The sequence below is a fragment of the Azospira inquinata genome (genome assembly GCF_018905915.1).
GTDB classification, from domain to species: Bacteria; Pseudomonadota; Gammaproteobacteria; order Burkholderiales; family Rhodocyclaceae; genus Azospira; species Azospira inquinata.
Genome location: NZ_CP064782.1, coordinates 1,471,105 through 1,483,661 on the forward strand (window position 1 = coordinate 1,471,105; position 12,557 = coordinate 1,483,661).

Annotated in this window: 4 protein-coding genes and 1 riboswitch; of the genes, 3 read left to right on the forward strand and 1 reads right to left on the reverse strand. The window is 67.2% G+C overall.

Annotation, left to right across the window (positions count from 1 at the left end; all coding sequences use genetic code 11):
* The first annotated feature begins 20 nt into the window (after positions 1-20).
* Both Azoinq_RS06735 and Azoinq_RS06740 read left to right on the forward strand, forming a co-directional pair.
* The gene (locus tag Azoinq_RS06735; protein WP_216130695.1) at positions 21-4,745 is read left to right on the forward strand and encodes a response regulator; all 4,725 of its coding nucleotides are present in this window, start codon (positions 21-23) and stop codon (positions 4,743-4,745) included.
* Positions 4,746-4,770: 25 nt separating this feature from the next.
* Positions 4,771-5,943: a response regulator gene (locus Azoinq_RS06740; RefSeq protein WP_216130693.1), complete on the forward strand. Its 1,173-nt coding sequence runs from the start codon at positions 4,771-4,773 to the stop codon at positions 5,941-5,943.
* Positions 5,944-6,097: 154 nt separating this feature from the next.
* On the opposite strand, the gene Azoinq_RS15080 is transcribed toward Azoinq_RS06740, so the two are convergent.
* A complete protein-coding gene (locus Azoinq_RS15080) occupies positions 6,098-8,122 on the reverse strand; it encodes a tetratricopeptide repeat protein (protein WP_216130691.1) in 2,025 nt (674 codons plus the stop codon).
* Between the two features lie 530 nt (positions 8,123-8,652).
* Positions 8,653-8,724, forward strand: a riboswitch (S-adenosyl-L-homocysteine riboswitch).
* Positions 8,725-8,788: 64 nt separating this feature from the next.
* Here Azoinq_RS15080 and metH point away from each other — a divergent pair.
* Complete coding sequence (metH, locus tag Azoinq_RS06750) at positions 8,789-12,499, forward strand: methionine synthase (protein WP_216130689.1); 3,711 nt, start codon at positions 8,789-8,791, stop codon at positions 12,497-12,499.
* The last annotated feature ends 58 nt before the right edge of the window (positions 12,500-12,557 follow it).

Sequence of the window (12,557 nt, forward strand, 5' to 3'; positions counted from 1 at the left end):
TCCCCTTTCGCCCAACCCCCATGCCCTCCCTGCAAAAGCGCCTGCGCCGCAGCTTGCTGATCCGCATCATCGCCCTGGTCTCCGCGTCCTTGGCCTTGTTCGCCCTGGGCGCCTATTTCCTTCTGGTTCAGCCCGTGGTGCGCCAGCTGGCTTCCCGAGAAATGGACTGGGCCGCCGCCCAGGTGGCGGATCTGAGCAACGAGGAACTGGACGGGGGAGAAACCCTGCTGCGCCTGACCCGGGGCTGGGGGGAGGAAGAAACCCTGCCCCTGGACGATCCCCGGGCCTTCAACCGCCGTTTCATGCCCCTGCTGCGCCAGCATCCGGCCACCGCCTCCCTCCATGTGGCGGACAGCCAGGGCCGGGAAATGCTGCTCCTGCGCAACCCGGACGGCACCTGGCTAAATCGCCTTTCCGACCCGGCCTGGGGCGGCAAGGTGCGCCTCTGGCACTGGGATGACCATCTCACCCTGCTGGACAGCCGCTGGCAGACCCTGACCTACGACGCCCGGCAGCGGCCCTGGTTTACCGGCGCCCTGGGCCTGAAAGCCCAGCAGGAGTTTTTCTGGAGCGAGCCCTACACCTTTTTCACCACCAAGCAACCGGGCATCACCGTCTCCAGCCGCTGGCAGCGGGACGGCCAAACCTACGTGGCGGCCTTCGATCTGCTCCTGCAAGACCTTTCCCATTTCACTTCCCACCTGGATGCAGGCCAACATGGCTACGCCGCCATTCTTTCCGCCGACGGCCGGCTCCTGGGCCTGCCCCGGGGGGAACAGCCGGAGGGGAGCCCCCCCCGGGAAAGTTACCTACTGCAAAAGGCGGATACCCTGCCCAACGCCGCCCTGCAAACCGGTTACCGCTACTGGGAGGCCAACGGCCATGCGGCCTTCGACCGGTCCCTGGAGGTGGAGGGCCGCCACTGGCTGATCCGCTACCAGGCCCTGCCCCGGGCCAACACCACCCTCTGGCTGGCCATCCACGCCCCCCTGCGGGACTTCCTCCCCAGCTCCATGGCGGACGCCCTGGTCTTTGTCCTCCTCGCCCTGGTATCCCTGGTGGCCAGTATTTTCCTCGCCGCCCGGCTCAGCCGTCAGGTGGGCCGCCCCCTGGAATACCTGGCGGCGGGGGCGGACCGGATCAGCCATCTGGATTTCAGCCCGGCCCCGGACCCGGTCTACCCCTGGGAGGAAATCCACCGCATTTTCCTGGCCCATGACCGGATGCGGGAAATTCTCCGGGACACCACCCAGAATCTGGAAAAGCGGGTGGCGGAGCGCACCCAGGAAATGGAAGGGGTGCTGGAACGGCACCGGCGCACGGAAAAAAGCCTGATCCAGGCTGAACAGGCCCTGAGCGAACAGCTGGCCTTCCAGCGCGCCCTCACCAACGCGGTGCCCATTCCCCTCTTTTTCAAGGGGCCGGACAACCGCTACCTGGGCTGCAACACGGCCTACGAACAGGCTTTCCGGGTGCAATCCGACCATCTGGCCGGGCTTTCCCTGCTGGAAATGCCCTTTTTCGCCCCGGAACTGGCCACCCAGGTCCATCAGCGCAACCAGCAGGCCATTACGGAAAACAAGAGCTGGCGGGACGAATTGATCATGGTGTTCGGGGACAACCACCCCCACCAGGTCATCTACTGGGCCAACGCCTTCCGCCTTCCGGACGGCAGCCCCGGGGGCCTGATCGGCTCCATCCTGGACATCACCCCCTTGAAGGAGGCAGAGGCCGCCCTGCGGGAAGCCAAGGACGAGCAGGAAGCCATTTTCCTTTCCGGCGCCCTGGGCATGGTCTATCTGCGCCAGCGCATCATCATCCGCTGCAACCGGAAGATAGAAGAAATGCTGGGCTACGAGCCCGGGGAAATGCTGGGACAGAGCACCCAGCTCTGGTACGCGGACCAGGAATCCTTCGACGCCGCCGCCCAGGAAGCCTATCCCCGCCTGGCCCGGGGCGAAACCTATCAGGGGACGTGGCCCTTCCACAACAAGACCGGCGAGCTCCTGTGGGTGCGCATCTCCGGCCGGGCCATCGACCCGGAAAGCCCGGAAAAGGGCAGCGTCTGGATGCTGGAGGACATTACCCAGGAGCGGGAAGCTAAGCGCATGCTCCAGGAGACGGAAGCCTGGTATCGGGCCATCCTGGAATCCGCCCCGGTGGGCCTGCTGGTGGCGGACGAGGGGGGCACCATCAACCTCACCAACCGGCAGACGGACCAGATGTTCGGCTATGCCCCGGGAGAACTCCTGGGCCATCCCCTCACCGACCTCATTCCCCCCGCCGCCCATGCCCACCATCCAGCCCTGGTGCAAAACTATTTCCAGCACCCGGCGGTCAAAACCCTGAACAATGGCCGGGGCCTGGAAGGGCGGCGCAAGGACGGCCGGGTCATCCCCACGGAAATCGGCCTCAGCCCCCTGCCGCTCCGGGAAGGCAAACCCCGTCAGGTGGCGGCCTCCATTCTGGACATCACCCAGCGCCTGCGCACCGAAGACACCCTGCGTCAGGCCAAGGAAGAGGCGGAATCGGCCACGGCGGCCAAGTCCCTGTTCCTGGCCAACATGAGCCACGAAATCCGCACCCCCATGAACGCCATTATCGGCATGTCCCACCTGGCCCTGAAGACGGAGCTGACGCCCCGGCAGCGGGACTACGTGGGCAAGGTGCACAACGCGGCGGTGGCCCTCCTGGGCATCATCAACGACATCCTGGACTTCTCCAAAATCGAAGCCGGGAAAATGGCCCTGGAAACCCTTTCCTTCAATCTGGAGGAGGTGCTGGACAACGTGGCCACCGTGCTGGGGATGCGGGCCCAGGATAAGGGGCTGGAACTGCTCTTCGACATTCCCCCCGCCACCCCGGACGGGCTCCGGGGCGACCCCCTGCGCCTCAATCAGATCCTCACCAATTTGGTGGGCAATGCGGTGAAATTCACCGAACACGGCCAGATCACCGTGGCCGTCCGGCCCCTGGAACAGGTGGGGCAGCGGATCAAACTCCAGTTTTCCGTCACCGACACGGGCATCGGCATGACCCCGGAACAGCGGGCCCACCTCTTCCAGGCCTTTACCCAGGCGGATGGCAGCACCACCCGCAAATACGGGGGCACCGGCCTGGGCCTGTCCATTTCCAAGCGGCTGGTGGAAATGATGGGGGGCAACATCTGGGTCAAATCCGCCCCCGGGGACGGCAGCACCTTCAGCTTCACCGCCTGGTTCGAGCGGGATGACGAACGGGCCCGGCCCCACACCCTGCCCGAATCCCTGCGCCAGCTGCGCACCCTGGTGGTGGACGACAACGCCGCCGCCCGGGAAATCCTGGTGGAAATTCTGGAACAGCTCAATCTGCGACCGGAAGCCGCCGCCAGCGGAGAAGAGGCCCTCAGCCGCTTGGCAACCAGCACCCAGGGCAAGGACCCAATCCGGCTGGTGTTCCTGGACTGGCAGATGCCGGGCATGGACGGGGTGGAAACCCTGCGCCGCATCCGCAGCCACCTGCCCGCCGACCAGCAGCCGGAGGTCATCCTCATCACCGCCTACGACCGGGACGAACTGCGCCGGGCCGCCAGTGAAATGGGCATTCCCTCCCTGCTGGTGAAACCGGTGAGCACCTCCCTGCTGTTCGACACCCTGGTGGCCCGTTTCGCCCCGGCCCACAGCCAGCATCCAGAGCCCACGGAAGAGGAAAGCCTGGCGCCCCTCAAAGGCCTGCGGGTGCTGCTGGCGGAAGACAACGAAATCAATCAGCAGATTGCGGTGGAGCTTTTGGCCAGCGTGGGGGTCAGCTGTACCGTGGCCCGCAATGGCCGGGAAGCGGTGGACCAGCTCACCCGGGCTCCGGAGGGAACCTTCCGGCTGGTGCTCATGGATCTGCAAATGCCGGAAATGGACGGTTTTGAAGCCACCCGCCTGATCCGCTCCCTGCCCCAATACGCCCAGCTGCCCATCCTGGCCATGACCGCCCACGCCCTGGACGAGGAGCGGGAACGGTGCCTGGCCGGAGGCATGAACGACCATCTGGCCAAGCCCATCGATCCCCAGGCCCTATTCGCCGCCCTGCTGCGCTGGAGCGCGGAAGGCGGGGAGGGGGCCGCAGGAGCCGAGGCTCCCACCGTGCCCCCGGTGCCGGAAAGCGCCCCCTTCCCGGCCATTGCCGGAGTGGATACCCGGGACGGTCTGGCCCGCATGGCGGGCAACGCCAGCCTGTATCGCCGCCTGTTGCGCCAATTCGCCGGCAGCCAGCCGCGCCAGTGGGAAAAACTGGTGCAGGCCCTGACCGGGGAGCCGGCGGAAGCCGGACGCCTGCTCCATAGCCTCAAAGGCCTGGCGGGCAACCTGGGGGCCAAGGCCCTGCAACAGCGGGCGGAAGCCCTGGAGCGGGCCCTGGCCGGGGACGACCCGGCGGCGGCCACCCAGGCCCAGGAAGCCCTGGGCCTGGCCCTGCACCAGGTGGTGGATGCCATCCAGCAGACCATTCGGGGCGGGGACGAACCCCCGGTCCGCGCCGCCGCCCCCACCGCCAGTCCGGACCAGCTACGCCTCCAGCTGCAACGTCTGGAAGCCCTGCTCATTGCCAGCGACAGTGAAGCAGAGGACTATTTCAATGACATTCGCGCCGATCTGGCGGACCATCTGGCTCCCGCCGACTTCGCCGCCCTGGGGCGGGCCATCAGCGCCTTTGACTTTGACGCCGCCCAGACCCTTTGCCGTCAAGCCCTGGACCGCCTCGCCCCTGACGTCTGAAGTCCCGATTCCGGAGGAAGACACCATGACCGTTCTGCCGTCCACCCTAAGCCCCAAACCCGTCGTCCTGGTGGTGGACGACACCCCGGACAATCTGGCCCTGATGAGCGCCCTGCTGCGGGGCTATTACACGGTGAAGGTGGCCAACGGGGGGGAACGGGCCCTCCGGGTGGTGGCCCAGGGCCCCCTGCCGGATCTGATTCTCCTCGACGTGATGATGCCCGGCATGGACGGCTTTGAAGTGGCCCGCCAGCTCCATCTGGACCCCCGCAGCCGGGACATCCCCATCATCTTCCTCACCGCCAAGGCGGCGCCGGAAGACGAACAGCGGGGCCTGGACCTGGGGGCCGTGGACTACATCACCAAGCCCATCAGCCCCCCCATCGTCCTTGCCCGGGTAAAAAACCACCTGACCCTGAAGGCCGCCCGGGACTTTCTCCGGGACCAAAACGCCTACCTGGAAGAAGAGGTGCAGCGCCGCACCCGGGAAGTGTCCGTGATCCAGGACGTGACCATCATGGCCATGGCTTCCCTGGCGGAAACCCGGGATAACGAAACGGGCAACCACATCCGCCGCACCCAGAACTACGTCCGTGCCCTGGCCCGCAAGCTCCAGCGCCATCCCCGCTTTGCCGACCTGCTGGACGACGCCACCATCGACCTGCTCTACAAATCCGCCCCCCTCCACGACATCGGCAAGGTGGGCATTCCGGACCGCATCCTGCTCAAACCGGGCAAGCTCACCCCGGAAGAGTTTGAGATCATGAAGACCCACACCACCCTGGGCCGGGACGCCATTCTCCACGCCGAAAGTCTGATCGGCAGCCCCAACACCTTTCTGCGCCTGGCCCGGGAAATCGCCTACTGCCACCAGGAAAAATGGGACGGCTCCGGCTATCCCCAAGGCCTGCAAGGGGAAGCCATTCCGGTCTCCGCCCGGCTCATGGCCGTGGCCGACGTGTACGACGCCCTCATCAGCCGCCGGGTCTACAAACCCCCCTTCCCCCATGAAAAAGCCGTCGCCATCATCCGGGAAGGCCGGGGCCAGCACTTCGACCCGGACATGGCCGACGCCTTCCTCGCCATGGCCGAAGACTTCCGTCTCATCGCCGCCCAGTTCCAGGACACGGACGCCGACATGGCCCGGGAAGAGGAGCGCTTGAAGCTGGTGATTCAGACGGGGGAAGGGGCGGCCTAGCCCGGTAGGGGGCGCAGCGGGCACGCCGGGGCAGCACTTCCACCACTCCCGGCAGGGGAAAGCTCACAAAGCCAAGAGGCTCACTGCTTTAGGCAGGAAAGTCCCTTGGCTTTTTGCCGCCCCGTTCTGCGGCACCAGAGGCACCTCTCACCCCTTAGGACGCCCGCTCCGCCAACCAGGCCTTCAGTGCTTCCCCCACCTGGGCCACCACGCCGTCCCAATCCCCCTCCCTTGCCTGACGGAATAGGGTGGCGCTGGGGTACCAGGGGCTGTCCTGGCGCTTGAGGAGCCAGCGGAAATCCGGGGTGTGGGGCAGCAGCAGCCAGAGGGGCAGGCCCAGGGTGCCAGCCAGATGGGCCGGGGCCGTATCCACGGAAATGATCCGATCCATCTGCCCGGCCAGGGCTGCGGTCTGGGCGAAGTCGGTGAGGGCCGCGCCGGGACAATGAAGGCGGCCTCCTGGAAACGGAGCAACCCGCCCGGGCACCGCCGCCGCCCTACCGGCTTCGGCTTCGGCTTCGGCTTCGGCTTCGGCTTCGGCTTCGGCTTCGGCTTCGGCTTCGGCTTCGGCTTCGGCAGAGTCTGAGGCAAAACCAGAAGCAGCCAAGCTTTTTTCCCAGCAGGGCCAGGAAGGCATCGGGGTTTCCGGGGTTTCTTGAGTCTCCCGAACCGCCGCTCCCGTCCCCAAGGCGGCAGAAAGACCCTGGCCAGACGCCCCGTGCACCGGGGCTCCCGGGGGGGTGTCCTCTCCCCGCCGCCAACCCTTTTCCTCCAGCCAGGCCCGGTCTGTTTCCCGCAGCTCGGGCTGGAGCAGGTACCACTCCACGGGCAGGTCCAGCAGGGGCGCCAGTTGAGCCAGGGGCAGGCTGCGCCGGGCATCGTTGCCGTGTTGGGGGGAACCGCTCACCACCAGACCGATGCGGGGCCGGGCCGGGGTGCCGTCCGTTGCCCGGCCCCCCAAGCGGCGGGCCCAGGAGGCAGCAACCGCTGGGGGAACGGTAGCCCCAGCCAGGGGCGGGGGCACCGTGTCCACGGTGAGGCCCAGGGCCAGGGGCAGGCTGAGGAGGGGCAGGTGGCAGTCGAAGGGGGGCAGGGGGTCCCCCTTGGCCACCAGTTGGGGCGCCGGGCCCTCCCCCCAGGACCAGGCCCGGGCCAGGGGCAGGAGGGCGTCGGGCACCTCCAGGATCACCGCTGCGGCCTGACCCAAAAGGGGCTGAATCAGGCGAGAGAACTGGAGCCAGTCCCCATAGCCCTGCTCGGCCCAGACCAGGAGCCGCTGCCCGGCCAGGGGCTCGGCCCCGAGCCAGAGGGGCTGGGAATAGGCGCGCCGGGGCTCGAGAAACTGGGGGCACTGCCAGCGGGCCTCATAATCCCGCCAGCCCCCGGAAAAATCCCCCACCAGCAGTTGCAGCAGGGATTTAGCCCAGCGCCCCGTGGGCAGGTCCGGGCCCAGGGCCAGGGCCTTCTCGTAGTCCTGGATGGCCGCCCCATGGTCCTCCCGGGCCAGATGCACGTCGCCCCGGGCTTTGTAGGCCGCCCCGGAACCGGGCAGCAGGGCCACGGCCCGCTCGGCGGCAGCCAGAGCTTCGTCCAGGCGTCCCAGCAGTTCCAGGGCCTTGGCCCGATGCTGGCAGGCCAGGCCCGAATCCGGCACCCGGGCCAGCACCCCGTCAAAATCCGCCAGAGCCGCCCCGGGCCGCCCCATGGCCAGATGCAGGGCGCCCCGGTTACCCAGTAGTTCCGGCTCCCCGGGCCGCAGCTTGAGGGCCTCGCCCCAGGCAGCCAGCGCTTCTTCCCCCAGCCCCAGTTCCTGGCAGACCTGGGCCAGATGGACCCGGGCATCCCCATCCCCGGGCTGGAGTCGAAGAGCCCGGAGCAGGGCCTCCCGGGCCTCGGCCCAACGCCCCTGGCGGGCCAGGGCCACCCCCAGGTGACTGGCCACCCGGGGCTGGGCGGGCTGGACCGCCAGGGAGCGGGTCAGCAGGGTTATCCCTTCCGCCAGATTGCCCCGCTGCAATTCCAGAGTACCCAGGCCAGTGAGCAGCAGGGGATGGGCCGGCTGAAAGGGCAGCCAGCGGCGGAACAGGCGGGCTGCCTCTTCCAGACGACCGGCCTGATGCAGGCCCACGGCCTCCCGGATTTCCGTTTCGGCGCGGCGGGAGCGGGAAGAGGAACTCATGGCAAAAAGGGGAAAGGGGAAGAGGCGGGAATTGTAGCGCCCCCGGGGGAGAAGCCGGGGGTGGCGAAACCTCCCAAGGCATGGGCCGGGGAGTGGCCTTGGGGGAAAACGGCGGGCTCCTTGGCCCTTACGCGGGTCGAACGGTTCTGACGGGTCGGTTGGTCGGTCGAATCGCTCCGTGCCGTGCCGTGGCTGGGCTGGCTGGGCTGGGCTGGCTGGCTGGCTGGCTGGCTGGCTGGCTGGCTGGCTGGCTGGCTGGCTGGCTCTGGCTCTGGCTCTGGCTCTGGCTCTGGCTCTGGCTCTGGCTCTGGCTCTGGCTCTGGCGAGGACGAGGACGAGGACCATCATGGTGTGGGGCGCCGAAGCCCGCCGCCACTGCCCCGCCTTTTCCCCAGGCCCCTTCCCACCGCTCCGCCCCAGATTTTTCCCCGCCGGATCAAGGCCTTTGCTAGGCTAGGCGTCTGGCTTATTGGAGCGCCGCCGAGACGGCGTGCCTTGGCAGAAAGGGCCGCAACCCGTAAAATTCGCCCCCTGCCGAGGAGCGTTGCGACCCAGGGAATATCGGGGCCAGGCTCGGCATCGAACAACGGCGCTCACGAACCCTAGTCCGGTTTGTGGCGCCGTTCGTCTTTTCGGGCGCCCGCCGGCTGATCCGCCGAGGACACCATGCAGCCCGATCGCAGCACCGAAATCACCGCTCTCCTAAAACAGCGCATCCTCATCCTGGACGGGGCCATGGGCACCATGATCCAGCGCCATGGCCTGGGCGAGGCCGATTACCGGGGCGAGCGCTTCCGGGATCACCCCCACGATCTGAAGGGCAACAACGATCTGCTGCTCCTCACCCAGCCCCAGATTATCCGGGGCATCCACGCCGCCTATCTGGAGGCGGGTGCGGACATTATCGAGACCAACACCTTCAACGCCACGGCGGTGTCCCAGGCGGATTACAACCTCACCGAACTGGTCTATGAGCTGAATTTTGAGGGGGCCCGGCTGGCCCGGGAAGTCTGCGACCATTTCACCGCCGCCAATCCGGCCAAGCCCCGCTTCGTCGCCGGGGTGCTGGGCCCCACCAGCCGCACCGCCTCCATTTCCCCGGACGTGAATGACCCCAGCTACCGCAATGTGAGCTTTGACGCCCTGGTAGCCAATTACACCGAATCCATCCAGGGCCTGGTGGACGGGGGGGCGGATCTGCTCCTGGTGGAAACCGTATTCGACACCCTGAACGCCAAGGCCGCCCTGTTCGCCATCGAGCGCTTTTTCGACCAGCTGGGTCAGCGTCTGCCGGTGATGATCTCCGGCACCATCACGGACGCCTCCGGGCGCACCCTGTCGGGCCAGACGGCGGAAGCCTTCTGGAATTCCCTGCGCCACATCCAGCCCCTCTCCTTCGGCCTCAACTGCGCCCTGGGGGCCGGGGAACTGCGCCAGTACGTGGCCGAACTGTCCCGGGTCTGCGATTGCTTTGTTTCCGCCCACCCCAACGCGGGCCTGCCCAACGCCTTCGGCGGCTATGACGAAACCCCGGAAATGCTGGCGGAAGCCCTGGCCGAATGGGGCCGCTCCGGGCTCATCAACATCGCCGGGGGCTGCTGCGGCACGTCTCCGGACCACATCCGGGCCGTGGCCCAGGCCCTGGCCGGGCAGGCGCCCCGGGTGCCCGCCCAGCCCGCCCCGGCCCTGCGCCTTTCCGGGCTGGAGCCCTTTAACGTAGGGCCGGACAGCCTCTTTGTGAATGTGGGGGAACGGACCAACGTCACCGGCTCCAAGGCCTTCGCCCGCATGATCCTGGAAGGCCGTTTCGACGACGCCCTGGCGGTGGCCCGCCAGCAGGTGGAAAACGGCGCCCAGGTCATCGACATCAACATGGATGAAGCCATGCTGGATTCCCTGGCCGCCATGGACAAGTTCCTCAAGCTGGTGGCTTCCGAACCGGATATTGCCCGGGTGCCCATCATGCTGGACTCCTCCAAGTGGGAGGTGATCGAGGCGGGCCTGAAGTGCATCCAGGGCAAGGGCATCGTCAATTCCATTTCCATGAAGGAAGGGGAGGCCAAGTTCTTGCACCAGGCCCGGCTGGCCCGGCGCTACGGGGCGGCGGTGATTGTCATGGCCTTTGACGAGCAGGGCCAGGCGGACACCTACGCCCGCAAGACCACCATCTGCGAACGGGCCTACCGGCTCCTCACCGCCCCGGAAGCGGAAGGAGGGGCGGGCTTCCCGGCGGAAGACATCATTTTTGACCCCAACGTGTTCGCCATCGCCACGGGCATTCCGGAACACGACAATTACGCGGTGGATTTCATCGAAGCCACCCGCTGGATTCGCCAACATCTGCCCCACGCCGGAGTGTCCGGCGGGGTTTCCAACGTCTCCTTCTCCTTCCGGGGCAACAACCCGGTGCGGGAAGCCATCCACACCGTCTTCCTCTACCACGCCATTCAGGCCGGCATGACCATGGGCATCGTCAATGCGGGCATGCTGGGGGTGTACGACGATCTGGACCCGGAATTGCGCCGCAAGGTGGAGGACGTGGTCCTCAACCGCCATCCGGCCGCCGGGGAAGCCCTGGTGGAATTCGCCCAGACCGTGAAGGAAGGGGCGGCCAAGGACACGGGGCCGGACCTGAGCTGGCGCCAGCTGCCCGTGGATAAGCGCCTGGAACACGCCCTGGTAAAGGGCATCACGGACTTCGTGGTGGCGGATACGGAAGAGGTACGGGCCACCTTCGCCGCCCAGGGCAAGCCGCCCCTGTCGGTCATTGAAGGCCCCCTGATGAACGGCATGAACACGGTGGGGGATCTCTTTGGCGCGGGCAAAATGTTCCTGCCCCAGGTGGTGAAATCCGCCCGGGTCATGAAACAGGCCGTGGCCCACCTGATTCCCTACATCGAAGAGGAAAAGGCCCGCACCGGCGCCGGTTCCAAGGGCAAGATCGTCATCGCCACGGTGAAGGGGGACGTGCACGACATCGGCAAAAACATCGTGGGCGTGGTGCTGGGCTGCAACGGCTATGAAGTGGTGGATCTGGGGGTCATGGTGCCCTGCGACAAGATTCTCCACGCCGCCAAGGAGCACGGCGCCCAGGCCATCGGCCTCTCCGGCCTGATTACGCCGTCCCTGGAAGAAATGGCCCACGTGGCAGACGAAATGCAGCGCCAGGGCTGGGCCGCCAGCGGGGTGCCCCTGCTCATCGGCGGCGCCACCACCAGCCGGGCCCACACCGCCATCAAAATCGCCACCAACTATGAGGGCCCCGTGGTCTACGTGCCCGACGCCTCCCGGGCCGTGGGGGTGGTGACCCGCCTCCTTTCCCAGGTTCAGCGGGACGACTACGTGGCGGAAGTGGCGGCGGATTACGAGCACATCCGGGAGCAGCACGCGGGGAAAAAGGGCAGCCCCCTGGTCACCCTGGCGGAAGCCCGGGCCAACGCCTACCCCATCGACTGGGGCCACTATCAGCCCCCCGTGCCCAAGGCCCCCGGCCTCCATGTGCTGGGCGAGGTGCCCCTCTCCACTCTGGCGGATTACATCGACTGGGGCCCCTTCTTCCAGACCTGGGATCTGGCGGGCCGCTTCCCGGCCATTCTGGACGACGCCGTGGTGGGGGAAACCGCCCGGGGCGTGTACCGGGACGCCCAGGCCATGCTGGCCCGGATCGTGGCGGAAAAATGGCTCACCGCCAAGGCCGTCTTCGGCCTCTGGCCCGCCAACCGAGAAGGGGACGACCTCCACTTCTACCCAGACGAAAGCCGGACCACCCCCAGCTTTACCTGGCACGGCCTGCGCCAGCAGCACAAGCGCCCGGCGGACAAGGCCAATCTCTGCCTGGCCGACTTCGTCGCCCCGAAGGACAGCGGCGTGGCGGACTACGCCGGGGCCTTTGCCGTCACCGCCGGCCTGGGCATCGAGGCCAAGCTGGCGGAATTTGAAGCGGCCCACGACGACTACCAGTCCATCCTGCTCAAGTCCCTGGCCGACCGGCTCGCCGAAGCCTGCGCCGAATGGCTCCATGAGCGGGTACGGCGGGAATACTGGGGCTACGCCCCAGAGGAAGCCAGTAGCAACGAAGACCTGATCAAGGAAACCTACCAGGGCATCCGCCCCGCCCCCGGCTACCCGGCCTGCCCGGATCACACCGCCAAGGGCGGCCTGTTCCGGCTCCTGGACGCCCCGGCCAACGCGGACATGCACCTCACGGAAAGCTTCGCCATGTCCCCCGCCGCCTCCGTCTCCGGCTTCTACCTCTCCCACCCGGAATCCCAGTACTTCGCCATGCAGAAAATCGGCCAGGACCAACTGGAAGACTGGGCCCAACGCACCGGCCACAGCCTGGAAGAAGCCAAGTACTGGCTGGCGCCGTTGCTGTAAGCCAAGCTGGGCCTATTCGGGCCAGCACCCCAAAGGACCAAAGGGCGGCAACTAGCCG

Bases quoted from the DNA above. Each gene is read 5' to 3' on its own strand.
- Azoinq_RS06735 (WP_216130695.1), top strand. From the start codon at position 21: ATGCCCTCCCTGCAAAAGCGCCTGCGCCGCAGCTTGCTGATCCGCATC.
- Azoinq_RS06740 (WP_216130693.1), top strand. From the start codon at position 4,771: ATGACCGTTCTGCCGTCCACCCTAAGCCCCAAACCCGTCGTCCTGGTG.
- Azoinq_RS15080 (WP_216130691.1), bottom strand. From the start codon at position 8,122: ATGAGTTCCTCTTCCCGCTCCCGCCGCGCCGAAACGGAAATCCGGGAG.
- metH (WP_216130689.1), top strand. From the start codon at position 8,789: ATGCAGCCCGATCGCAGCACCGAAATCACCGCTCTCCTAAAACAGCGC.